Below are 23,265 nucleotides of genomic sequence, written 5' to 3'. Positions count from 1 at the left end.
CAGGTCGCCTGTTAGTCAGGCTAGCAAACACACAAGAACCGGCCCATCGGATGCGCAGCCATCTCCCAGCCGAACGCTCCGGAGATCAGGACGCCGCACCAACGGTTACGGTGCGATCGCAGCCACGCCTGCACGCACCGCCTTATCGCCAGGCCAGGCCGGACTCAGGCAGCCGCTGGCGCGTGGATCCCGTTGACGCCGGGCTCGTAGCCGAGCGCCTCGGAAATGCTGGCGGCGGCATCGACCAGCAGGCGTATCCATTCGTCCTGCAGGCGCTCGGCCGGGGCCGAGATGGACAGGCCCGCGACCAGCTTGCCGGTGTCGTCGTAGATGCCGGCGGCGATGCAGCGTACGCCCAGTTCCAGCTCTTCGTTGTCGCGCGCGTAGCCGTGCCGGCGCACCAGGGCCAGCTCGCGCTCGAGGCGGTCGAGCTCGGTCAGGCTGTTGCGGGTGTGCCCGGCCAACCCGGTACGCAGCGCATAGGCGCGCACCAGCCGCGTATCGTAGGTGGACAGGAACAGTTTGCCGGTGGAGGTCAGGTGCAGGGGCGCCCGCCCGCCGATGGCGCGCACCACCTGCATGCCGGAGCGCTCGCTCCAGGCCCGGTCGATATAGACGATTTCGTCGCCTTGCTGGACCGACAGGTTGATCGTCTGCCCGGTCTGCTTGTGCAGCGAACGCATGGCGCCGATGGCCGCCTCGCGCACATTCAGCCGCCCCTTGACCAGCGAACCGAGCTCCAGCAGGCGCATGCCCAGCTGGTACAGGCCGTTGTCGACCCGCTCGACATAGCGCCCTACCACCAGGTCATTGAGAATGCGGTGCGCGGTGGAGGCATGCAGGCCGGTAGTGGCCGACAGTTCCTTGAGCGTGACGGGTTCGGGCTGGGCCGCGAGCGCATCGAGCAGGCGCATGGCGCGGTCGATCACCTGGATGGCGATGGGATGCTGGCCGGCGCCGTCGTCGGAGTGAGACCCCGGCCCCCTGGCTGTAGCGTTCGGAATACGGGACATAGTGGTTGCGGATAGATGCCGCCCCGGGGCGGCGCCGATGCGGCACCGCAACAAGGAGCAGATTTATCGTATTGTGAAATCTATAAAGCCGTTTGGCAACCGCTATTTTTCTCGCCCCCTATTTTTCAGCAGAACGTCAGCATGGCGTCAACTCATCGTCAGTTTTGAGCTGGCGGAGCCAGTTTTCCGCCCAGGCGCACCACCTCGGCGCGCAGGAAGGCCAAGGCTTGCGCCGCCGCCTCGGGTTCGCCCTTGACGCCCAGGTCGATATGCGATGGCCCGCCCGTCTCGCCCACGCTGGGCAGGCTGAAGGCGCGCACGCCCGGCCAGCGCTGCTCGATTTCCACCATGGCCGGCGTGATGCGCGACTCGGGCATGTCGAACACCAGGAACGAATGTTCGGCATGCCGCACCTGGTGATGCAACGCGCGGTAGCGGGTATCCAGGGTCCATTCCAGCATGGGCCAGGCCATCACGGGAAAGCCCGGCACGAACGTATGGTCGCGCACGAAGAAGCCAGGAATGCGGTTGTACGGGTTGGGCACGATCTCGCAGCCTCGCGGGAACATTCCCATCTGCAGGCGCTGCTGGTTTTCCGGCGTGCCCATGTCGGCCGTACCCTGCCCCTTGGCGGCCATTTCGGCCGCGCGCAGCGCGATCGCCTGTTCGGCCTCGGGATGCAGGGCCAGCGGCAGGTCCAGCGCCTCGGCCGCGGCCTGGCGCGTGTGATCGTCGGGCGTGCCGCCGATGCCGCCACACGAAAAGACGATATCGCCGCTGGCGAAGCTGCGCCGCAAGACGGCCGCCAGCGTGGCGCGATCGTCGGGCAGGAGTTCGGCCCAGGACAGCTTCAGGCCGCGTGCGCCCAGCAGTTCGACCACCTTGGAAAAATGCTTGTCCTGGCGACGGCCGGAGAGGATCTCGTCGCCTACGATGATGAGCCCGATGCGGCGGGCGGATTCGGCTGCCATGTCTGGTTTCCGGAAAAAATGAGCCCCCCCCGGGGGGCGTGCAGGGCAATGCGCTAGACGTCGATCGTGCGTTCCTGGCGCAGGCGCTGCAGGGCGTCCAGGCCATAGTGCGCATACACCAGCCCCGAGAACACGGGCAGGATGATCCAGGCCGGCGGCAGCAGGTTGAGCAGCGAACAGACCAGTCCGATCAGCCAGAACCCGCTGTTGTGGCGCTTGAGCAGGATGGCGCGTTCGGCCGGGCTGGCGTGTTCGACGATGGCATCCAGGCGCAGCATGCGGGTGAAGGCGAACGCCCACCAGAACACCGACAGGATCACCGCCATGGGCGGGATCAGCCAGAAGGGCAGCGTCAACAACCAGCCGGCGCCGAACGCCAGGCTGACCCATAGCGCGTTCCAGACGCTGACCGCCGTGGCGTTCCTGCCCTGGCGGGCCAGGCCGGCATATTCCCGGCCGCCGACATGCCGCAGCACCAGCGGCATGACGAACACCGCCGCGATGGCCAGGCCCAGGATGCCGGAGATCGGCAGCAGGATCGCCGCCGCGATGACGGGCACCAGGTAGATCTTGAGCGAGAACAGCCCCGCCGCGACCATCCAGTCGTCGACCTGGTTGATGGCCTGCCACTGCGATGCCTCGAAGCGCAGCCACTCGTTCAGGGGCGTCCAGAACAGCCACAGCAACAGGATGGCGCCCAGCAGCGCGATCAGGAACGGCAGCAGCACCGCGAACAGCATGTTGGGATGGCACTGCGATACCAGCGCCCGCTTGAAGGCCCGCGCGATGCCGGCGGCGCCCGTGGCGGCGTTGCCGGCGGGCGGGATGATCGATTCGGGACGGGGTACAGTCATGGCGCGGCCGGAGAACGGATATGCCGGCTATGATAGTCAAACACGCTGCGATTTGCCCACAATGCCGCTACACGTACCTGGTTCCGACATCCCCACCCTGCGCGCCGCCCTGGCGCGCTCCGACGCCTGGCTGGTTGCCTGCTTCTGCGCCGCCTGGTGCGATACCTGCCAGCAATACCGGCCCAAGCTGCTGGAGCTGGCGCGGGCTCGGCCGGGACATACCTTTGCGTGGATCGACATCGAGGACCACCCGGACCTGCTGGGCGAGGAAGACGTCGAGAACTTCCCGACGCTGCTGGTGCAGGCGCATGGCAAGGTGCTGTTCTATGGCCCGATGCTGCCGCATATCGGCCATCTGGAGCGCCTGCTCGACAGCCTGGATCCGCAAGGCAGACCCGTGGCAACCGGCCTGCCCGACGTGGCGCGGCTGCTGGCCGCAGCCTGAAGCGGCGCCGCTCAGCCCTTGCGGCTGCCGCCCAGCAGCACTGCCAGTTGGCGCTTGGGCGCGTTGCTGCGCCCTTCCTGCTCGGGCGTCTCGGGCGAGGCCGGCTGGCCGTTGGCAGGCTCGTAAGGCTTGTAGAAGAGTTCGTCGACCGGCTGGCGCGGCGCGGCCGCGCCTGAAGTGCGGCGTTCGCCGCGGTGGCGGTCGGCGCCACGCTCGCGCGGGGCGTCGCGGTCGCGGCCATGGCTGCGCGCAACCAGGTCGGCCGGCAGTTCCAGCTTGCCGCGCGGCACCTGGCGCTTGATCAGCTTCTCGATGTCGAGCAGATAGCGCTCTTCGTCGGCGGTGAACAGGGCGATCGCCTCGCCCGACGCGCCGGCGCGGCCGGTGCGGCCGATCCGGTGGACATAGTCTTCGGCGTTGTACGGCAGGTCGTAGTTGATGACGCAGGGCACGCCGGCCACGTCCAGGCCGCGCGCCGCGACGTCGGTCGCCACCAGCACTTCCAGATCGCCGGCCTTGAACGCCTCGAGCGCCTTCATGCGGTCGCCCTGGGTCTTGTCGCCGTGGATCGACTCGGCCTTCACGCCGTCACGCTCGAGCTGGCGCGCCAGCCTCGCGGTGCCGATCTTGGTGTTGGAAAACACGATGACCTGCTTCAGGCCGCGCGACTTGACCAGGTGCACCACCGCCGCCCGCTTGGTATCGCCATGCATCTGGTAGGCGATCTGCGTGACGGTGTCGGCCGTGGCGTTGCGCGCGGCGACTTCGATCTCCACCGGGTGGTTCAGGTACGAACGGCCCAGCTTGCGGATTTCATTGCTGAACGTGGCCGAGAACAGCAGCCCCTGGCGCTGCGCCGGCAACAGGCGGATGATGCGTTCGAGATCGGGCAGAAAGCCCATGTCGAGCATGCGGTCGGCCTCGTCGAGCACCAGGATGCCGACCTGGCTGAGGTTGACGTTCTTCTGCTCGACGTGATCGAGCAGGCGCCCCGGCGTGGCCACCAGGACTTCGCAACCGCGCCGCAGGGCTTCCTTCTGCGGACCGATGTCCACGCCGCCGAACACCACGGCGCTGCGCAGCGGCGTATGCAGGCTGTAGCGCTTGACGCTTTCGTAAACCTGGTCGGCCAGTTCCCGCGTGGGCGTGAGAATGAGGGCCCGCACCGGGTGGCGCGCCGGCGATGCGCTGGTATTGGCCAGCGGCATCAGGCGATGCAGGATCGGCAGCGTGAATGCCGCCGTCTTGCCGGTGCCGGTCTGGGCGGCGCCCATCACATCGCGGCCTTCCACTACGACCGGAATCGCCTGCGCCTGAATCGGCGTGGGATTCGTATAGCCGGTGTCGGCAATCGACTTGAGCAGTAACGGATGCAGGCCGAAGTCTGCGAAAGTGCGCGTAGGCGCGTCGGTAACAGGCGCGTCGGAGGAGGTAGATTCAGTCATTAAGATGGGCAGATGCCGGGGGCTGCAAAAAGAACAAGAACGGACGTACGGCCAGGCCCGGATTGCTTGTGGATAACTTATTTTAGCGCACCGGCGGCCCGGGGCGCCCACGCGGGCTTTTTTGCCGCCGGGCCGCCCCAAGGCAAAAGCCCCCCTGGGGGGCAGCAAGCTGGCGCAGCGAGCGCAGCGTGGGGGCATTTTCCACCGCCGGGCCGCCCCAAGGCAAAAGCCCCCCTGGGGGGCAGCAAGCTGGCGCAGCGAGCGCAGCGTGGGGGCTTTTCTACCCTCAGCCGGCCAGCCAGCGCAGGCCCCACAGGGCCACCATCCCGACCACGATCACCAGCACCGCGCTGCGCGTACGCAGGAACGCCATGATGGCAAGAACGCCAGCCACCAGCTTGTAGTCGAACGCCGGCCCGAAGCCGGCTTTCCAGGGCAGCAGGTCCGGCACGACGATCGCCGTCAAGGCCGCCGCCGGCGCGTAGCGCAAGGCCCGCCGGACGCCATCGGGCAGGGGAATGTAGTCGCCGAACAGCATGAAGCCGGCCCGCGTCAGCACGCTGCATAGCGTCAGCAACAGGATGGCGCCGTAGACGTAGAGATCTCTGTCCGACATGGTCAGGTGCGCCCCTTGAAGAAGCGTTCGGCCCAGATGCCGGCCACGATGCCCGCCACCACGGCGGCCGCCAGGCCCAGCCGCAATGGCAGCAGCTGGCCCACCCAGGCCACCATGCCCGCCGCCAGCATCGACACCAGCATGGGCTTGGAATTGGCCAGCGGCACCGTGATGGCCAGCAAGGCCAGCACCGCGGCGAAGTCCAGCGACCAGGCTTCCGGCACCAGCGACCCCAGGTAGATGCCGACGATCGAGGTCACCTGCCAGACCATCCAGCCGGGCGCCACCGTGCCCAGGAAGAACCACAGTTGCTCGCGGGTGCCGCGTTCGGCGGCGTCGCCAAAGCGCGGCATGAACAGCACGAAGCCCATGTCGGTGGTGAAATAGCCCAGCCCCAGGCGCCGCGGCCAGGACATATGGCGGAAATAGGGATGCAGGGCCGCGCCGAAGATGAGAAAGCGCAGGTTGACCACGAAGCCGGCGGCGAAAATCAGCCACAGCGGCGCGCCGGTGGCGATCAGCGGCAGCGAGGTCAGTTGCGCCGATCCGGCGTACATCAGCAGCGTCATGGCCAGCGCCATGGACTCGGTCAGCCCGGACTTGACCATGGCCACGCCCGTGACCATGCCCCAGGTGCCGGTGGCGATCAGGGCGGGGGTAATGGCGCGCACGCCGGCGCGAAAGGCGTCCGCGCGTTCCTGCCGGGCCTGGCGGGCGTCTTCGAGCGCGGAAGTGGCAGGATCAGAAGCCAAGGCGCAGCCCCTGGCGATACGGACAGGACGACATGGGACTCACAGGAGAAACGAAACGCGCGACCGGCCAGGCAGACGCCAGGCGGCGCGCAAACCGCGCGACGGGCGGCCACGCCGCCAGCACGACATCATTGTAACCTCGCTGCTTGATACAATACGCGCCTCTATAGAGGGAGAACATCATGTCGATGTCGGACCGCGACGGCTTCATCTGGTATGACGGCAAGCTGGTGCCTTGGCGCGAGGCCACCACGCACGTGCTGACCCACTCCCTCCACTACGGACTGTCCGTCTTCGAAGGCGTGCGCGCCTACGAAACCGCGGCCGGCACCGCCATCTTCCGGCTGCAGGACCACACCAACCGCCTGTTCAATTCGGCCCACATCTACCAGATCCCGCTGCCGTACGACCGCGACACCCTCAACGAGGCCCAGCGCGAAGTGGTGCGCGCCAACGGCCTGGCATCGTGTTACCTGCGCCCGCTGGCCTTCTATGGCTCGGAAAAAATGGGGGTCTCGCCCAAGGGCGCCCAGGTGCACGTGGCCATCGCCGCCTGGCCCTGGGGCGCCTATCTGGGCGAGACCGCCCTGGCGCAGGGCATCCGCGTCAAGGTGTCCTCGTTCGCGCGCCAGCACGTCAACGTCACCATGCCGCGCGCCAAGGTGGCCACCACGTACGCCAATTCCATCATCGCCAATGCCGAAGCGCTGCAGGATGGCTACGACGAGGCCCTGCTGCTCGATACCGAGGGTTTCGTGGCCGAAGGCGCCGGCGAGAACATTTTCATCGTCAAGGACGGCGTGCTGTGCGAGCCCGAGATCGCCTCGGCGCTGACGGGCATCACCCGCTCCACCATCCATGCGCTGGCCGCCGACCTCGGCCTGCGCGTCGTCACCAAGCGCCTCACACGCGATGACGTCTACATTGCCGACGAAGCCTTCTTCACTGGCACCGCGGCCGAGGTCACGCCGATCCGCGAGGTCGACAACCGGCAGATCGGCGCCGGCCGCCGCGGCCCGGTCACCGAGAAGCTGCAGCAGGCCTTCTTCGACCTGGTCAACGGCCGCAACCCCAAATACCAGCATTGGCTGACCCCGGTATGACCGCCAGCCACGCTGTCCACGCTGTCTTTTTTTTCAGGAATCACTCATGACCGCCGCCGCCCAAGCCGCCGTCCCCGCCCACGACGCCATCGAAGTCGGGGCCGAAGACCTGCCCGTGTACTGCCCGGGCCCGAAAGCGCCCCTGTGGAGCATGCATCCGCGCGTCTTCCTCGACGTCACCCATACCGGCCAGGCCAGCTGCCCGTACTGTGGCGCCGCCTACCGCCTCAAGCCCGGCACGGTCGTCCACGGCCACTGAAATCCCTACCGCCATCGCCACCATGTTTGCCACGCCCGACGAAGCCGAACACGCGTTCTACGAAGCACTGGAACATGCCGACCTGGATCGTCTGATGCAGGTCTGGTCCGACGACGAGGAAATCGCCTGCATCCATCCAGGCGGCCTGCGTATCGTCGGGCACACGGCCGTCCATGAGTCGTGGCAGCAGGTCCTGGCCAACGGGCCGCTGCACCTGCGGCCGCTGCGGCCGCTGGTCATGCAAAGCATGATGTGCGCCGTGCATGTGCTGGTCGAACAAGTGACGGTAATGACGCGCGAAGGCGCGCAGTTCGCCAATTGCTACGCCACCAACGTCTATCACAAGGGGCCGGCCGGCTGGCGCATGGTGCTGCACCATGCCTCGCAGGCGCCGGCCGAGGCCGGGGTGCTCGACCTGCACGACTTCCCCGACCGTCTCCACTAAGGGCGGGTGGATCTCGTTGGCTGCCTCCAGAATCGACCTGACGCCCTGCCCCGTTCCGCCCTGGCTGCCCGACCGGCATAGCCAGACGGTATACGCGGCGGTGCTGGCCCAATACCACCGCATCGCTTTCGTGCGCGAGCGGGTCGACACCCCCGATACCGATTTCGTCGACTTCGACTGGACCGGCCCTGGCCTGTTCCCGCACAAGACCGCCGAAGGCGCCGCGCCCGCCGGCCCGGCGCCGCAAGGCAATGGCCGCATCGCGGCGGCGCGCTGGATCACCGCGACCGACTGGGCCTCGCTGCCGCAAACGGCCGACACGCCGGCGCTGATCCTCTTCCATGGGCTGGAAGGCGGCAGCACCAGCCGCTACGCGCAGTCGATCGCCCATTATTTCCGGGCGCGCGGCTGGATCGTCGTCATCGCCCATTTCCGCGGCTGCTCCGGGGTCCCCAACCGGCTGGCGCGCGCCTATTATTCGGGCGACTCGGCCGAAGTCGGCTTCATGCTCGATACCGTGCGCGCGCGCATCCCGCACGCGCGCTGGCACGCGGTGGGCGTTTCGCTGGGCGGCAATGCCTTGCTCAAGTACCTGGGCGAACACCACGACGAGGCCAGCTGGCTGGCCGCCGCGGCCGGCGTGTCGGTACCCCTGGACCTGGTGGCCGGCGGCAAGGCCCTGTGCACCGGCTTCATCGCACGGCGCATCTACACCGCGTACTTCCTGAAGACCATGCGGCGCAAGGTACTGGAGAAGGCCAAGCGCTTTCCGGGCGCCATCGACGTCATACGCATCGCCCACGCGCGCGACCTGCGCGACTTCGACGATGCCTATACGGCGCGCATGCATGGCTACCGCAATGCGCTGGACTACTGGACGCGCGCGTCCAGCAAGCCCTGGCTGGCCCATATCAAGACGCCCACGCTGGTGCTCAACGCCCGCAACGATCCGTTCCTGCCCGAAAGCGCCCTGCCCATCCCGGCCGAATGCTCGGACAGCGTGCTGCTGCACCAGCCGGCCGAAGGCGGCCACGCGGGGTTCCCTACCGGGCCGTTCCCGGCGCACCTGAACTGGCTGCCGCAGCGGCTGGGACGCTTCTTCGAGATGGGCAGCTGAGGCCCGGGCCTCGGCGAGCGTCCTCCGCCACTGGGCATACAGCCAGCAATCGCGCGGCTGGCCGCGCAACGCTGCCGGCATCCATGCTTGCCCGCCTCAGCCCGACTTGAACCGTTCCAGCAGCTGCCGCTCGTCGGCCAGCTTCTGCTTGATTTCGCGGATCGAAACGTCGATCTGCGACTGCTCGTAGAAATCGTTCGACAGGCCGCGCGCCTGCTGCAGCTGCGACTCGGCCGAGGCATAGGCGCCGGTCAGGTCGTAGTAGCGCGCCATGTTGCGGCGCGCATCCACCGGGTGGCCGGTGCGTTCTTCGCTTTGCGCAAGCAGCTGGTACAGGCTGGGCTCGTCGCCGCCCCACTGCCTGGCGCGCTCGCGCAAATAGGCCTGCGCGTCGGCATGCCGGCCGGCAGCCTGCAGCGCCTGGGCGTAGGCAATGCCCAGCGCCTTGCGATCCGGCCAGCGCTTGACGGCGGCTTGCGCCAGCGCCAGCGCCTGGTCATTGTCCTTGGCAGCCACGGCGACGTCGATCGCCAGGCGGGCCATCTGGGGCGAGGAACGGCCGCCCGCCCCCGCCTGCTCCAGGAAGGCGCGCGCCTGGGCCAGGTCGTTGCGCTGGAACGCATACAAGGCCAACCCATAGAAAGCGGCCGCCTGCCGCACGCCCGACAGCGCGCGCGACTCGTCCTGCAGCTGCTGCTGCGCGGTGCGCAGGCTGAGCGCATCGCGCCCCTGCGCCACCCGCATCTTGGCGCGGATGAACCAGAAATCGTCGCTGTCCACATGGCGCGAGCCCGGCAGGCCGCGGATGCGGTTCTGTACGTCGGACATCCGATCGATCGACAAGGGGTGAGTACTGGCCCATGCGCCGCCGCCCATGCCTTCGTTCAGGCGCGACGCATTCATCAGGCGCGAGAACATCTGGGCCATGCCGTCGGGGTCGTAGCCGGCCTTGGCAAGCATCTGCAACCCGGTGCGGTCGGCTTCGCGCTCGGCATCGCGCGAAAAACCCAGTTGACGATTGATCGCCGCCGCCTGGCCGAACGCGGCCACCCCCATGGCGAGGTTGCCTCCGCCGCCGGCCAGCGCCGCCAGCAAGGCGCCGGCCAGGCTGGCCAGCATCACCATGCTGTTCTGGTTCTGCTGCGTCATCCCCCGGGCGATATGGCGCTGGGCAACGTGGCCGATTTCGTGCGCCAGCACCGCCGCCAGTTCCGATTCGCTCGCCGAGGACACGATGAGGCCCGTGTTGACGCCGATATACCCGCCCGGCATCGCGAAAGCGTTGATTTCCGGATCGCGCACGCCGAACATCTCGACGTGCGGCGCGGCGCCTGGAGCGAACGAAGCCAGCTTGCGCCCCATGGTGGTCAGGTACTGGCGCAGTTCGGGATCGTTGATATAGGTGGGGTCCCGCCGGCCCTGGGCCATGATGGCGTCGCCCAGTTGGCGCTCCAGCATGGGCGAAAGCTCGGAGGCGGACGCCGCGCCCATTGAAGGCAGGCCGGAAGGCTGCCCCACCGCCGGCGCGACCGGCAAGCCCAGCGCCAGGCTCAACGCCGCGGCAAGCGCGCGCCTGCCCAGCGATGGCGAAAATGTCAGGTTCCAGCGGTTCATGGCACTATGATAGCCAGAGGTGGTAAAAAGTTTGCCGCTTCGACAAATTTTCCCGCACTTCCCCCTGGAGTTTTCATGCAAGTTGTCCGCAAAGCCGTCTTTCCCGTGGCCGGTATGGGCACCCGTTTTCTGCCCGCCACCAAGGCCATGCCGAAGGAAATGCTGCCGGTCGTGGACAAACCCCTGATCCAATATGCCGTCGAAGAGGCCGTCGCCGCTGGGATCACCGACCTCATCTTCGTCACGGGCCGCAACAAGCGGGCCATCGAAGACCATTTCGATGCCGCCCCCGAGCTGGAAACCGACCTGGAAGCGAAGGGCAAGCACGAACTGCTGGCGCTGGTCCGCGACATCCTCCCCGCGCACGTGAACTGCCTGTACATCCGCCAATCGGCCCCGCTGGGCCTGGGACATGCCGTGCTGACGGCCGCGCCGGCGGTAGGCAACGAGCCCTTCGCGGTGCTGCTGGCCGATGACCTGATCGACGCCGACACGCCGGTGCTCAAGCAGCTGATCGACGTGGCGGTGGCGCGCCAGGGCAGCGTGCTGGGCGTACAGGAGGTGCCGCGCGAAGACACGCGCAAATACGGCATCGTGGCCAGCCAGCCAGTCGATGCGCGCACCGAGCGTGTCACCCACATCGTCGAGAAACCCGCCCCCGAGCAAGCCCCCACCACCCTGGCGGTCGTCGGCCGCTATGTGCTGGAGGCAGCCATTTTCGACCATCTGCGTGCCACCACGGTCGGGGCGGGCAATGAAATCCAGCTGACGGACGGTATCGCCGCGCTGCTGCGCGAACGCGACGTCTATGCGCACCGCTATGACGGCAAGCGCTATGACTGCGGCAGCAAGGCGGGCATGTTCCAGGCCACCGTGGCCCTGGGCCGCAAATACCACGGCCTGATTCCGGAATAAGGCCGGGTATCGAGGCCGCGCTCAGGCGGCCGGACTGGTCGGACTCCCGGCGGCCCGCTGCCGGGCCCGCGCCGCGCGGTCCTGCGGCCGCAGGCGGCCCTTGCCCGACAGGCGCATCAAGGTGCCCAGCGCCACCAGCAGGCCCACCACTTCGACCAGCGCCGCCGGTATCCACATGGTCAGCCCGCCTATGGTCTGATCGGTCTGTGCCGACATGGCGATGGCCCGGCCGCACAGTTCGAACAGGGGATACAGGTCGCGCTCGGTAAAGGCGATGACCGCGCCGGCCACCATTTGCGGCGCCATGGTCAGCGCCGGCGACAGCACACGCCCGCCCGGCGTCATGGCCGCGGGAGGACTGGGGCGGCGATCAAGAATGAGGTTCCAGTACATGAAACCGCTGATGACGACCGACCAATTCATCAGCCGGTACAGGCGCCAGTCGAGCATGGAATAGAACTGGACGGAAGGCAGCAGCCACACCAGCACCAGGAAGACGAACAGCGTCGGCACGAACACCTTGTGGGTCAGCACCGCCGCCAGCGCCCGCCCCGTGCCGGTACGCAGGAAGTCGCGCAAGCGCACGCGCCACGCCATGGGCAGGCCGGCACGCATCGCCGAACCGGGGAAAGCCGCCATCACCAGCAAGGGCCCCAGATGGTGCAGCACCAGGTGCTGGGCGCGGTGGATGAAGAACATGCGCTCGGCGTAATAGTCCAGCCGCGTATGCATCGACAGGTACAGCAGCACCATGCCCGACCAGAACAGCCATTGGCGTGCCGCGGTCACGTGATGCACGCGCTGTCCACGCACGAACAACACAATGGCGACGACAAACGCCGCCACCAGCGTGGGCGAAAATTCCCAAGGTATGAGCCACTCCAGCCAATCCATGCGCGTCATCCGAAAACAGCCAGCAGGTGGCGAGGCGCGACGCCTCGCCGCCTGATTGTAGTTGACGACGCGCTGAAAGGCCGGGAATGCTCAGAAGCGCTGGGTCATTCCCACGCCAAACCGCGAGGCGCGGCCCACGTCGGAGGCGAAGGGGTCTTCCGGATCGTAGCCTTTCATATACCCGCCATAGGCATAAAGGCTGGTGCGCGCGGAAAGATCCTGGCGATAGCCCAGCGTCACGACATAGGCCTTGCTTGCCTGCTGGCCATTGGCCCAATGCCAGTCGGGGCGGGCCATGGAGCCCTGCACCAGCCATGCGCCATTGCCGTGCACGGGCACTTCCAGACCCAGCAGCCATGCATTGATGGCGCCACCATGGGCGAACGGCTCCGGGCCCAGGCCAATCTGGCCGCCACCGTTCAGGCCCACGAAACCGTTGCGCTGGCGCGACCAGGCTAGCGCCATCTTGAGCGCCTCGAAGTCGTACGTGAAACCGGCCTGCAAGGCTTGCGGCGAGCGGCCGCCGGTTGCCGACGTGTCGTGGAGGTTGAGCTTGTCCCAGGTGAAGGCGGCCAGCAGCGGGCCATCCTCGTACTTGAGACCGGTGCTGAAAGCCGGGCTGCGGTCGAACCGCCCGGTGTCGCCGCTTTCGACGTCGAAGGCGTAGCCCACCCCCCATTGCCAGCCGGAGAACTCCGGCGACAGGTAATTGACCAGGTTGTTGACGCGATAGTTGTCGGACGCCTTGAACAGCGCCCCCATGCCCATGTCGCGCCACGAGGCGATTTCGAGCTGGCCCCCGTATTGCAGGCCGATGGACTGCTGGCGGCCCAGGCTCAATTCGCCAACGCCGGCGTGGCCCAGGCCGACCCAGGTGCCGTAGTCGAACAGCCGTGCGTCGTCGTTGCGGGTGCCGTTGGCGGCGTCGAAACCGCTTTCCAGGCCGAACGACGCCCGCCAGCCGCCGTCCAGCTCCTCGGTGCCGCGCAGGCCCCAGAGGTTGTCGGTCTGCCCCCCGCCGAGCACCTGCTGCCGCGTGCCCAGGCCGGACACGCGCGTGGTGGCCAGCCCCACGTCCACCACCCCATACAACTCGAGCTGGTTGGCGGCCCTTGCTGGCGCGACGGACCAGAAAACGCTGGAAGAGCCGGCCGCCATGGCGGCCACGACGAGAAGACGACGCATGCCTGGAACTCCCGAATCAAGGGTGAAAACAGGGTTCAGCCTAGCGCGCCGCGTCGTACCCGGAGGTTAGCCAAGAAGAAAAGCAGACTGGTCCGATGCCAAAACCCGCAGACATTCACCTGTCCCGGAGCCAAACCGCACGCGGAGATACAAGAATGGAAGAAAAGCGCCTAGACCGCCGGCGTGCGCGGCCGCGCCGGTATGGCGCCGGCCGCGCGGCGCGGCTGGAGGGAGGAAGCGCGCATGGCCCGCGCGGTTCAGGCCACGGCCTCGGCACAGGCGCGCGCGCCGGCTGGCTCGGCGGCGCCGAAGCGCAGCTGCTGTACCGCCGGGTTGGCGCTGAGGCGGCGCGCCTGCGACATCAGCTCGGCGCGCAGCTCGGGCGGGCAGCTGACCGTGATGCAGGCCGACGCCAGCTCGGCGTCGCGGCCGCTGTCGACCTGGAACTGGGCCACGCTCAGGCCGGCGGCCGAGAAATCCAGGCAGATCTGCTTGCGCACGGCGCCCAGCGCATCGCGCGGGCAGACGAAGGTAAGGCGGGAGGTGCCGCGGCGTTGGCTGAGCGCATGGGTGCGATCAACCCCGGCACGGCGCAGGAACAAGTCAAAGAAACGCATGTCGACCTCCGTTACTGAGCGGAATCGGACTGCGGATACGCGCGCACGCGACAACCACGCAGCAAAGGCGGCGCACGACGATACGCGCGCGGACTTACGCTGGCGGCAGGCGGCGGTTCTGGCGGATTTGGTGGGAAGGCCCGGCGCGCTGCGCGTCGGACATACCGCACCCTGCATGACAGGATGCGGCAGATGGGTGCTCTGCTTGCGTCCTGTCAGGCAATAGCGTCGATGCAAGATCGACTACTGTCGCCGGAATCGGTATTCACAGAACAACTCCAGGGGATATAAACACGTCGATTCTACTCGGGTTTCTACTAATAAACAACACTTTTGGGCCGCCGCCGCGCTGAAACGGCCAGCGTGGCGGCGTCATGCGGCTCAAGCGTAGAAATGCCAGCCCAGGTATCCCGCGAACAGGGCGTACAGGCCGCCCACCGCCGACAGCGCCGGCACGCTCATGGCGGCGCGCCGGAAGCGCAGCCACAGCAGCAGGATCGCCGCCAGGGTGAAGCCGCCGGCGGCGAGCAAGGGGGCGTCGAGCAGCCACGGCGTCAGGAAGATGCCCAGCGCGCTGGGAATGGTGGCCTGGATCATCATGGCGCCGGAAATATTGGCCAGGGCCAGGCGCTCCTTGCCCTGCCGCACCCAGATCAGGGCGTTCATGATTTCCGGCAGTTCCGTGGCCACCGGGGCAAGCAGCAGGGCCGCCACGTGCGGCGAGGCGCCCATGGCCAGGCCCAGCAGCTCGATCTGGCGCACGAACACGTGCGAAGCCAGCGCGATCACGGCCAGCGCCAGCACCGTCTGCGTACAGGCCCAGAACAGGCTGGGGCTGGGATCGCGCGGCCGCAGCTTGAGCGGCTCAAGGTCTTCGCAATCCAGGCACTCTTCCTCGCGGGTCAGTTCGCGCTTGACGTACAGTCCGTAGACCGCCAGGAACAGCAGGCCCAGCCAGGGCTTCCAGGCGAATGCCAGCAGGCCCAGCGCCACCTTGAACACGAACACGCCCATGAACCAGGCCTGGTCGCGCGCCAGGCGCCGCTGGTCGGCATTGATGGCGGCCTCCACCTGGCTGGAGCCGGCGCGGCGCGTGCGCGCCAGCGTCAGCCCCACCACGGCATAGGCCAGCGTCGCCAGCACCAGCGGTCCGCCCATCGCGGCGCCCACGCCGATATCCTTCTGCTCGGGCGTGGTGCCGAACACCACGGCCATGAACGTGACGGCGCTTTCCGGCAGCGCCGTGCCGAAGGCCGCCAGCACGGTGCCGGTCGCGGTGGCCCCGAGCTTGAAGCGGTGGCCGACCCATTCGACGCCGTTGACGAAGAACTCGCACGCGAAATAGATGATCGCGGCCGAGAGGAAGAACAACAGCAGGGTGATGAACATGATGACGCGGCCGGACGAGCAGATCCCAATGGCACGACGACGCGGCTCGCCCGGCAGGGTGAACGCATCGCGGCCAAAGGTCTCGCCGGGCTGCTGCGCGCGGATGATCCGTGCGTGCGGGCCGTCAGCGCCATGGGGTACGAAACCACCAAGTGTGTTGACGCTGACTCTCTGGAGCCGGCCTCTGTTCGGAGGCGGATCCGGGGATAGAGATGGCTACTCCCCAATGACAGTGCGCGGATTGTAGCAGGCAATCTGCCTGGCCGGCGCGCGGGCGCGGTAAAGTAAAAGGCCCCGTATCCGAGCGCGCCACGCAATGAGCCTGCCTCCCGACGACATCGCCCCGTTTGCCGCGCGCCGCCGGCGCCTGATGGATCACATGCGCGCCGCGGGCGGCGGCATCGCCATCCTGCCCACCGCGCCGCAGGCCTTGCGCAATCGCGACGCCGAGTACCCGTACCGGCACGACAGCGATTTCTTCTACCTGACCGGCTTCACCGAGCCCGAGGCCTGGCTGGTGCTGGTCGCCGGCGCCACCGATCGCGCCCTGCTGTTCTGCCGCGACAAGCATCCCGAGCATGAGGTCTGGGAAGGGTTCCGCTTCGGCCCCGAGGCGGCCGCGGCGCGCTTCGGTTTCGACGACGCCCACGGGATCGGCACGCTGGACGAACTGGTGCCCGCCCTGCTGCTGGACCAGCCCGCCCTGTGGACGCCCGTGGCGGCCAGCGCGGCGCTCGACGAACGGGTGCGCGGCTGGCTGGCCGCGGCGCGCGCGCAGGGCCGCAGCGGCCGCCTGGCGCCGGCCGTGCTGCGCGACCCCGCCCCCGTCCTGGCCGGCATGCGGCTGGTCAAGGACGCCGCCGAGATCGCCGCCATGCGCCGCGCGGCCAAGATTTCGGCCGCCGCGCACCAGCGCGCGATGCGCGCGGCCCGTCCCGGCATGCGCGAGTATGAGCTGGAGGCCGAGCTGCTGTACGAATTCCGCCGCCAGGGCGCGCAATCGGTGGCGTACAACAGCATCGTGGCCGCCGGCGCCAATGCCTGCGTGCTGCACTACCCCGCCGGCGACGCCGAACTGCGCGACGGCGACCTGGTGCTGATCGACGCCGGTTGCGAATACGACAGCTACGCCGCCGACATTACCCGCACTTTCCCGGTCAACGGCCGGTTCAGCGGACCGCAGCGCGCGCTGTACGACCTGGTGGCGCACGCCCAGGAGGCGGCCGTGGCGGCCACCGGCCCGGGCCGCAGCTGGAACGACGGACACGAAGCGGCGGTACGCGTGCTGGCCCAGGGCATGCTGGACGAAAAACTGTTGACGGGATCGCTGGACGGGGTGCTGGAATCGGGCGCCTACAGCCGCTTCTACATGCATCGCACCGGGCATTGGCTGGGCCTGGACGTGCATGACGTGGGCGATTACCGCGGCGCCGGGCCGGCCGGCGCGCCACGCCCGTGGCGCATGCTCGAGCCGGGCATGATGCTGACGGTGGAGCCGGGCATCTACGTGCGCGCGGCCGACGACGTGCCGGCGCGCTTCTGGGATATCGGCATCCGGATCGAGGACGACGCCCTGGTGACCGAGGAAGGCTGCGAACTCATCACCCGCGGCGTGCCGGTGCAGGCGCGCGAGATCGAAGCCCTGATGCGCGAATAGTGGCGCGCCCTAGAACACGTAGCCGTCGAGCCAGCCCATGGCGACCCAGGTGTAGACCACGACCATCGCGACGGCGAACATCGACGCGATGGCGCCCACCAGCACACCGAATATTGCCACCAGCACCGGCCCCCAGCCGGTGCGCGAGACCTGCCCCAGCCCGGGGTTGTACAGGCGATCGAATTTCTCGTCGGGCATCAGGCTGAACACCACCCCTTCGATGAACCCGTCGATCATGGGAATGAACAGCAGGAAGAACGCCGGGTTGTCGTACCAGACCGGAAACCACTGGGTGGCCGCCAGGCACAGGATGGCCGCCAGGGTGACCATCCAGGCGCGGCGCCGCCCCAGATACCACCAGTGCGCGCCGATCCAGCCCAATGCGCAGGCCAGCAGGCCCAGGGCGATCTTGCTGCGCGGCCGGCGGGCGGCGCCGGGAACGGAAAGGTGTGCCTGCGTCATGTCGGATTGTGAGGAAATCGGAAAAGCGGCGCGTGCCGGACAGGGGCATTTTAGGGGCTGGCGCGGCCAAGGGAAGCCCCGGAGGGAACGGGTAGAATGCGCTGCATGACTCTGCCCGCCTACGATATCGCCATCCTGGGCGCCGGCCCGGTCGGCCGCGTGCTGGCCCTGCTGCTGGCGCGCCTGACGCCGCAGCCGCAGCGCATCGCCCTGCTGCAAGGCGGCGCGGGCCTGCCCCCGACGCCGGCGGGCACGCTCGGCCCGGCGGCCGACCCGCGCGTGCTGGCGCTGAACCACGGCAGCCGGGTGCTGCTGGAATCGCTGCGCGCCTGGCCGGCCCATGCCGCCGAGATCCGCCATATCCACGTTTCGCAGCGCGGCCGCCTCGGCCGCACGGTCATCGACCGCGAGGATTTCGACGTGCCGCAACTGGGCAATGTGGTCGCCTACGCGGCCCTGCATGCGCAGCTGGAACAGGCGGTGCAGGACTGCGGCGTTACGGTCTTGTCCGGCCCGCCTGCCCGCGTCGACGGCCAGGATGGCGAAGGCCTGACGGTGCGCCAGGGCGACGCCGCGCTGCATTGCCGGCTAGCCGTCCAGTGCGACGGCGCCGGGGGCAGCGACGTGCGGCGCGACTATGCCCAGCACGCGGTATTGACCAGCGCCCACGCCACGCTGCCGCGGTCCGGCTGGGCCTGGGAGCGCTTTACCAACGAAGGTCCTCTGGCCATGCTGCCGCACCCCCAGACGCCGGAGGCCTACTCGGTCGTATGGTGTTGCGCGCCGCCGCGCGCCCGGCGGCTGGCCGGCCTGGATGACGAGGCGTTCTCGCGCGAACTGACCGAAGCGTTCGGCACCCGGCTGGGGCGCCTGCGCAGCGCGGCGCCGCGCCACGTTTTCCCGCTGGAGCTCAAGGCGCGCCATGCGCAGGCGCACGGCCGCCTCGCCACGATAGGCAACGCCGCCCAGACGCTGCACCCGGTGGCCGGCCAGGGCCTCAACCTGGGGCTGCGCGACGCCGCGCAGCTGGCCCACGCCCTGCCCGACTGGCTGGCCGCCCCGCAGGCCGACCCATCCCCCCTGCTGGCCACCTTTGCCCGCGCCCGGCTGGCCGACCGCTGGGTGACCGCCGGCCTGACCGACCTGATGCCGCGCATTTTCGCCACCGGCCTGGCTCCGGTCGAACACGCCTGCGGACTGGCCCTGCTGGGGCTGGACATCGCCGCGCCATTGCGCGCGCCGCTGGCTCGCCATCTGTTGCAAGGCCTCAGGGTCTGACCCTGAAACAGGGCCCGCGCGATCTGGAAAAATGGGGATGGACGCAAGGCGGTTAAAATGTGCGCATGCGCATCGGTCCCTGGTCCCTTCCCAACAACGTTCTGGTCGCCCCGATGGCCGGGGTGACGGATCGTCCCTACCGCCAGCTCTGCAAGCGGCTGGGGGCGGGCTATGCGGTCTCGGAAATGGCCGCGAGCAACCCGCGGCTGTGGGACAGCGTCAAGACCTCGCGCCGCTTGAACCATGAGGGCGAGATAGACCCGATTTCGGTGCAGATCGCCGGCGCTGACCCCACGATGATGGCGGAAGCCGCCGCTTTCAATGTCGCCAAGGGCGCCCGCATCATCGACATCAACATGGGCTGCCCGGTCAAGAAGGTGTGCAACGTGGCGTCCGGCTCGGCGCTGCTGCGCCACGAAGACCTGATCGTCCGCATCCTGGAGGCCGTGGTGGCAGCCTGCGCGCCGCTGGGCGTGCCGGTGACGCTCAAGACCCGCACCGGCTGGGACCGCGAGCACCGCAACGCCTTGCGGGTGGGCCGCCTGGCCGAACAGGCGGGCATCGCCGCCCTGACCCTGCATGGCCGCACCCGCGCCGACCTGTACACCGGACAGGCCGAGTACGACACGATACGGGCCGTCAAGGCCGAACTGAAGATTCCCGTTATCGCCAACGGCGATATCGATTCGCCCGAGAAAGCGCGCCAGGTCCTGGATTACACTGGCGCCGACGCCGTCATGATCGGCCGGGCCGCGCAGGGGCGTCCCTGGATATTCCGGGAGATCGACCACTACCTGCGCACCGGCGCCAGGCTGGCGCCGCCGTCGTACGGCGAGATGCGCGACCTGCTGCTCGAACACCTGGACGACCACTACCGCTTCTATGGCGAACACACCGGCGTACGCACGGCGCGCAAGCACATAGGCTGGTACCTGGACGACCTGCCGGGCGCAGCCGCGTTCTGCGCCCGCATGAACCAGATCGACAACACGCGCGAGCAATGGCGCGCGGTGGCCGACTGGTTCGACACCATTTTGCGCGAGGGCCGCGACCAGCAGGCCTTTGTGGCGCAACCCCTGCTGGCGGCATGACCGCCAGTCACCACCAACATAAAAACACTCTGCACTCAAAATGAGCAAGAAAGATGTCCTGGAAGAATGCGTGCGCGCCAGCCTGGAGCGCTATTTCGAAGACTTGGGCGATTCCGAGCCCCACGACATGTGGGACATGGTGATGCGCTGCGTGGAGCGCCCGGTTCTCGAAGTGGCCCTGGAACGCTCCGGCGGCAACCAGTCGCGGGCATCGGAAATGCTCGGCATCACGCGCAACACCCTGCGCAAGAAGCTGCTGGCGCACAACATCCAGCCGTAGAACATCGCCCTTTTCCCGTATCCCGCGCCCTGCTCGCCCGCGACGGCGGCGCCCCACCTGCCTGCTGACATGAAAATCGAAACCGCCCTGCTCTCGGTGTCCGACAAGACCGGCATCGTCGAATTCGCCCGCGCCCTGACCGCTCGCGGCGTGCGCCTGCTGTCGACCGGAGGAACCGCCCGCCTGCTGTCCGAAGCCGGCCTGGCCGTCACCGAGGTCGCCCAGCACACCGGTTCGCCGGAAATCCTGGAAGGCCGCGTGAAGACGCTGCATCCCAAGATCCACGGCGGCCTGCTGGCGCGGCGCGACAGCGCCGAGCACATGGATACGATCGCCGCCTGCGGCATCGATCGCATCGATATGCTGGTGGTCAACCTGTATCCGTTTCGCGAAACCGTGGCCAAGCCCGACTGCACCTTCGCCGACGCCATCGAGAACATCGACATCGGCGGCCCGGCCATGCTGCGCGCCGCCGCCAAGAACCATGGCACCGACGCCGGCGGGGTGACGGTCGTGATCGATCCGGCCGACTACTCGCGCGTGCTGGCCCAGATGGACCAGGGCGGCAGCACCTCGTACGCGCTGCGCCTGGAGCTGGCGGCCAAGGTCTACAGCCATACCGCCGCCTACGACGGCGCCATCGCCGCCTACCTGACCAGCCTGGCCGAGGCCGCGCCGGCCCAGGACGCGGTGCCCGCGCGCAACGAATGGCCGGGCACCCTGACCATCCAGGTGCGCCAGGAGCAGGCGCTGCGCTACGGCGAGAACCCGCACCAGACCGCGGCGTTCTACGTCGACGCGCAGCGTCCGGCGGGCCTGCTGGGCAACTATCGCCAGCTGCAGGGCAAGGAGCTGTCGTACAACAACATCGCCGACGCGGACGCGGCCTGGGAATGCGTGCGCAGCTTCGACAGCACCGCCTGCGTCATCGTCAAGCACGCCAACCCGTGCGGCGTGGCGATCGGCGACGGCACGCTGCACGCCTACCAGCAGGCCTTCAAGACCGACCCGACCTCGGCCTTCGGCGGCATCATCGCCTTCAACCGCCCGGTCGACGCCGCCACCGCCGAAGCGGTCAGCGGCCAGTTCCTGGAAGTGCTGCTGGCCCCCGCCTACGACGGCGCGGCGCTGGCCATCCTGGCGGCCAAGAAGAACGTACGCGTGCTGGAAGTGCCGGCCGGCCCGGGCCAGAATGCCTTCGACATCAAGCGCGTGGGCGGCGGCTGGCTGGTGCAGAGCCCGGACGCCTACAACGTGCCGCGCGACGCGCTGAAAGTGGTCAGCAAGCGCCAGCCCACCGAGCAGGAAATGAACGACCTGGCGTTTGCCTGGAAGGTCGCCAAGTACGTCAAGTCCAACGCCATCGTGTTCGTGGGCGGCGGCATGACGCTGGGCGTGGGCGCCGGCCAGATGAGCCGCATCGACTCGGCCCGCATCGCCTCGATCAAGGCCGAGAACGCGGGCCTGACCCTGCGCGGTTCGGCGGTCGCCTCGGACGCCTTCTTCCCCTTCCGCGACGGCCTGGACGTGGTGGTGGCGGCGGGCGCGACCTGCGTCATCCAGCCCGGCGGCAGCGTGCGCGACGACGAAGTGATCGCGGCGGCGGACGAGCATGGCATCGCCATGGTCCTGACCGGCACGCGCCACTTCCGCCACTGATGCGCGTACTCGGCATCGACCCCGGCCTGCGCCGCACCGGCTTTGGCGTCATCGATGCCGAGGGCATGCGCCTGCGCTACGTCGCCAGCGGGACCATCGTGGTCCCGCCGGCGCTGGCGCTGCCCGAACGCCTGAAGGTCATCCTCGACAACCTGCGCGAAGTCGCGCGCGAGACCCGGCCCGACGTCGCCGCGCTGGAAATCGTCTTTCTCAACACCAACCCGGCCTCCACGCTGCTGCTGGGACAGGCGCGCGGCGCGGCCCTGTGCGCGCTGGCCGACAGCGCGCTGGACGTGCACGAGTACACCGCGCTGCAGATCAAGAAAGCCGTCGTGGGCACCGGCCGCGCGGCCAAGGAGCAGGTGCAGATGATGGTGCAGCGCCTGCTGTCGCTGGACGGCACGCCCGCGCCCGATTCGGCCGACGCGCTGGCCTGCGCCATTTGCCATGCCCACGTCGGCCCGCTGCACGACAAGCTGGACCGCCTGGGCACGGCCGCGCAACTGGGCAGCCGCCCGCGCCTGCGCAACGGCCGCCTGGTCGGCTGAGCGCGGCGCGGCGGCACTGCGTATAGAATGCGGGCAAACGCCGCCGCCGTGGCGGCGCCCTCATCCTGGCCTGTCACCCCATGATCGGACGCATTACCGGAACCCTCATCGAGAAATCGCCGCCCGTCGTCTGTGTCGACGTCAACGGAGTGGGCTATGAAATCGATGTCCCCATGAGCACCCTGTATGCGCTGCCCGAGACCGGCGCGCGGGTCACCCTGTTCACCCACCTGGTGGTGCGCGAGGATGCGCAGCTGCTGTACGGGTTCGGCAGCAGCGCCGAGCGCAGCACGTTCCGCGAGCTGATCAAGGTGACCGGCATCGGCGCGCGCACCGCGCTGGCGGTCCTGTCGGGGCTCTCGGTGGCCGAGCTGTCGCAGGCCATCACGCTGCAGGAGACCGGGCGCCTGACGCGCGTGCCGGGCATCGGCAAGAAGACCGCGGAGCGCCTGCTGCTGGAGATGCGCGGCAAGCTGGGCGCGGACATCGGCGCCACCCCGCACGCGGCCAGCGGCCACCAGAGCGATATCCTCAACGCGCTGCTGGCGCTGGGCTACTCCGACAAGGAATCCCAGGCGGCGCTCAAGAAGCTGCCCGACGGGGTGGACGTGTCGGAAGGCATCCGCCTGGCGCTCAAGGCCCTGGTCCGCTAGGAC

At 68.4% G+C, this 23,265-nt stretch carries 25 protein-coding genes and 1 riboswitch; of the genes, 13 read left to right on the top strand and 12 right to left on the bottom strand.

Annotated features, from left to right (window positions below; genetic code table 11):
- Positions 1 to 164: 164 nt before the first annotated feature.
- From EL288_RS05075 to EL288_RS05065, 3 genes are all read right to left on the bottom strand, one after another.
- A complete protein-coding gene (locus EL288_RS05075; protein ID WP_003814178.1) occupies positions 165 to 1,013 on the bottom strand; it encodes an IclR family transcriptional regulator in 849 nt (282 codons plus the stop codon).
- 158 nt (positions 1,014 to 1,171) lie between these two features.
- A complete protein-coding gene (locus tag EL288_RS05070; RefSeq protein WP_003814179.1) occupies positions 1,172 to 1,984 on the bottom strand; it encodes a competence/damage-inducible protein A in 813 nt (270 codons plus the stop codon).
- A gap of 53 nt (positions 1,985 to 2,037) precedes the next feature.
- The gene (locus EL288_RS05065; RefSeq protein WP_003814183.1) at positions 2,038 to 2,838 is read right to left on the bottom strand and encodes an EI24 domain-containing protein; all 801 of its coding nucleotides are present in this window, start codon (positions 2,836 to 2,838) and stop codon (positions 2,038 to 2,040) included.
- Between the two features lie 61 nt (positions 2,839 to 2,899).
- Between EL288_RS05065 and EL288_RS05060 the strand changes: the two genes are divergently transcribed.
- Positions 2,900 to 3,283: a thioredoxin family protein gene (locus EL288_RS05060; protein WP_003814185.1), complete on the top strand. Its 384-nt coding sequence runs from the start codon at positions 2,900 to 2,902 to the stop codon at positions 3,281 to 3,283.
- 11 nt (positions 3,284 to 3,294) lie between these two features.
- On the opposite strand, the gene EL288_RS05055 is transcribed toward EL288_RS05060, so the two are convergent.
- The 3 genes from EL288_RS05055 to EL288_RS05040 all read right to left on the bottom strand — a co-directional run bounded on the left by EL288_RS05055 (position 3,295) and on the right by EL288_RS05040 (position 6,096).
- The gene (locus EL288_RS05055) at positions 3,295 to 4,728 is read right to left on the bottom strand and encodes a DEAD/DEAH box helicase (protein WP_033448688.1); all 1,434 of its coding nucleotides are present in this window, start codon (positions 4,726 to 4,728) and stop codon (positions 3,295 to 3,297) included.
- Positions 4,729 to 5,014: 286 nt separating this feature from the next.
- Positions 5,015 to 5,344: an AzlD domain-containing protein gene (locus tag EL288_RS05045; RefSeq protein WP_033459080.1), complete on the bottom strand. Its 330-nt coding sequence runs from the start codon at positions 5,342 to 5,344 to the stop codon at positions 5,015 to 5,017.
- Between the two features lie 2 nt (positions 5,345 to 5,346).
- Positions 5,347 to 6,096 (bottom strand): AzlC family ABC transporter permease, encoded by a 750-nt coding sequence (locus EL288_RS05040; protein ID WP_010931455.1) that lies wholly within the window; start codon positions 6,094 to 6,096, stop codon positions 5,347 to 5,349.
- A gap of 182 nt (positions 6,097 to 6,278) precedes the next feature.
- On the opposite strand from EL288_RS05040, the gene EL288_RS05035 reads away from it, so the two are divergent.
- The 4 genes from EL288_RS05035 to EL288_RS05020 are packed head-to-tail and all read left to right on the top strand — an operon-like array spanning position 6,279 to position 9,020.
- Positions 6,279 to 7,199, top strand: a complete 921-nt coding sequence (locus EL288_RS05035) for a branched-chain amino acid transaminase (RefSeq protein ID WP_003814193.1) — start codon at positions 6,279 to 6,281, stop codon at positions 7,197 to 7,199.
- A 46-nt stretch (positions 7,200 to 7,245) separates the two neighbouring features.
- Complete coding sequence (locus EL288_RS05030; RefSeq protein WP_003814195.1) at positions 7,246 to 7,458, top strand: zinc-finger domain-containing protein; 213 nt, start codon at positions 7,246 to 7,248, stop codon at positions 7,456 to 7,458.
- Positions 7,459 to 7,480: 22 nt separating this feature from the next.
- Positions 7,481 to 7,903, top strand: coding sequence for a YybH family protein (locus EL288_RS05025; protein WP_003814197.1), 423 nt, complete (start codon positions 7,481 to 7,483; stop codon positions 7,901 to 7,903).
- A 16-nt stretch (positions 7,904 to 7,919) separates the two neighbouring features.
- On the top strand, positions 7,920 to 9,020 hold the full coding sequence (locus EL288_RS05020; protein WP_003814199.1) for a YheT family hydrolase: 1,101 nt from the start codon (positions 7,920 to 7,922) through the stop codon (positions 9,018 to 9,020).
- Between the two features lie 96 nt (positions 9,021 to 9,116).
- Here the strand turns inward: EL288_RS05020 and EL288_RS05015 are convergent, their stop codons facing one another.
- Positions 9,117 to 10,634 (bottom strand): M48 family metalloprotease, encoded by a 1,518-nt coding sequence (locus EL288_RS05015; RefSeq protein WP_003814201.1) that lies wholly within the window; start codon positions 10,632 to 10,634, stop codon positions 9,117 to 9,119.
- 75 nt (positions 10,635 to 10,709) lie between these two features.
- Here EL288_RS05015 and galU point away from each other — a divergent pair, with 75 nt between their 5' ends.
- On the top strand, positions 10,710 to 11,549 hold the full coding sequence (gene galU / locus EL288_RS05010) for a UTP--glucose-1-phosphate uridylyltransferase GalU (protein WP_003814203.1): 840 nt from the start codon (positions 10,710 to 10,712) through the stop codon (positions 11,547 to 11,549).
- A 21-nt stretch (positions 11,550 to 11,570) separates the two neighbouring features.
- On the opposite strand, the gene EL288_RS05005 is transcribed toward galU, so the two are convergent.
- The 4 genes from EL288_RS05005 to EL288_RS04990 form a co-directional block, all read right to left on the bottom strand.
- A complete protein-coding gene (locus EL288_RS05005) occupies positions 11,571 to 12,452 on the bottom strand; it encodes a cytochrome c oxidase assembly protein (protein ID WP_003814205.1) in 882 nt (293 codons plus the stop codon).
- An 81-nt stretch (positions 12,453 to 12,533) separates the two neighbouring features.
- Positions 12,534 to 13,628 carry a porin gene (locus EL288_RS05000; protein WP_033459078.1) on the bottom strand — a complete coding sequence of 365 codons (1,095 nt, stop codon included), beginning with the start codon at positions 13,626 to 13,628 and terminating at the stop codon, positions 12,534 to 12,536.
- Between the two features lie 257 nt (positions 13,629 to 13,885).
- Positions 13,886 to 14,245, bottom strand: a complete 360-nt coding sequence (locus tag EL288_RS04995) for a hypothetical protein (RefSeq protein WP_003814209.1) — start codon at positions 14,243 to 14,245, stop codon at positions 13,886 to 13,888.
- A 381-nt stretch (positions 14,246 to 14,626) separates the two neighbouring features.
- The gene (locus EL288_RS04990) at positions 14,627 to 15,634 is read right to left on the bottom strand and encodes a sodium:calcium antiporter (protein ID WP_003820973.1); all 1,008 of its coding nucleotides are present in this window, start codon (positions 15,632 to 15,634) and stop codon (positions 14,627 to 14,629) included.
- A 43-nt stretch (positions 15,635 to 15,677) separates the two neighbouring features.
- A riboswitch (yybP-ykoY riboswitch) is annotated at positions 15,678 to 15,871 on the bottom strand.
- A 79-nt stretch (positions 15,872 to 15,950) separates the two neighbouring features.
- Here EL288_RS04990 and EL288_RS04985 point away from each other — a divergent pair.
- Entirely contained in the window at positions 15,951 to 17,291 is a 1,341-nt protein-coding gene (locus tag EL288_RS04985) for an aminopeptidase P N-terminal domain-containing protein (RefSeq protein ID WP_003814212.1), read from the top strand.
- A gap of 9 nt (positions 17,292 to 17,300) precedes the next feature.
- Here EL288_RS04985 and EL288_RS04980 read toward each other — a convergent pair whose 3' ends face one another.
- The gene (locus EL288_RS04980) at positions 17,301 to 17,753 is read right to left on the bottom strand and encodes a TM2 domain-containing protein (protein WP_003814215.1); all 453 of its coding nucleotides are present in this window, start codon (positions 17,751 to 17,753) and stop codon (positions 17,301 to 17,303) included.
- 96 nt (positions 17,754 to 17,849) lie between these two features.
- Between EL288_RS04980 and EL288_RS04975 the strand changes: the two genes are divergently transcribed.
- From EL288_RS04975 to ruvA, 6 genes are all read left to right on the top strand, one after another.
- Complete coding sequence (locus EL288_RS04975) at positions 17,850 to 19,031, top strand: UbiH/UbiF/VisC/COQ6 family ubiquinone biosynthesis hydroxylase (protein ID WP_003814217.1); 1,182 nt, start codon at positions 17,850 to 17,852, stop codon at positions 19,029 to 19,031.
- Positions 19,032 to 19,096: 65 nt separating this feature from the next.
- Entirely contained in the window at positions 19,097 to 20,122 is a 1,026-nt protein-coding gene (dusB, locus tag EL288_RS04970) for a tRNA dihydrouridine synthase DusB (RefSeq protein ID WP_023995141.1), read from the top strand.
- Between the two features lie 40 nt (positions 20,123 to 20,162).
- Positions 20,163 to 20,402, top strand: coding sequence for a helix-turn-helix domain-containing protein (locus EL288_RS04965; protein WP_003814221.1), 240 nt, complete (start codon positions 20,163 to 20,165; stop codon positions 20,400 to 20,402).
- Between the two features lie 69 nt (positions 20,403 to 20,471).
- Entirely contained in the window at positions 20,472 to 22,061 is a 1,590-nt protein-coding gene (gene purH, locus EL288_RS04960; protein WP_003814223.1) for a bifunctional phosphoribosylaminoimidazolecarboxamide formyltransferase/IMP cyclohydrolase, read from the top strand.
- Positions 22,061 to 22,609, top strand: a complete 549-nt coding sequence (gene ruvC, locus EL288_RS04955) for a crossover junction endodeoxyribonuclease RuvC (protein WP_003814225.1) — start codon at positions 22,061 to 22,063, stop codon at positions 22,607 to 22,609. The genes purH and ruvC overlap by 1 nt, the downstream gene beginning before the upstream one ends.
- 80 nt (positions 22,610 to 22,689) lie before the next feature.
- Positions 22,690 to 23,262 carry a Holliday junction branch migration protein RuvA gene (gene ruvA / locus EL288_RS04950; RefSeq protein ID WP_003814226.1) on the top strand — a complete coding sequence of 191 codons (573 nt, stop codon included), beginning with the start codon at positions 22,690 to 22,692 and terminating at the stop codon, positions 23,260 to 23,262.
- Positions 23,263 to 23,265: the final 3 nt, after the last annotated feature.

The sequence above is a fragment of the Bordetella bronchiseptica genome (genome assembly GCF_900636925.1).
Taxonomy (GTDB): Bacteria; Pseudomonadota; Gammaproteobacteria; order Burkholderiales; family Burkholderiaceae_B; genus Bordetella; species Bordetella pertussis.
Note: the sequence above shows the minus strand (reverse complement) of the source record. Positions and strands in the feature narration are given on the sequence as shown.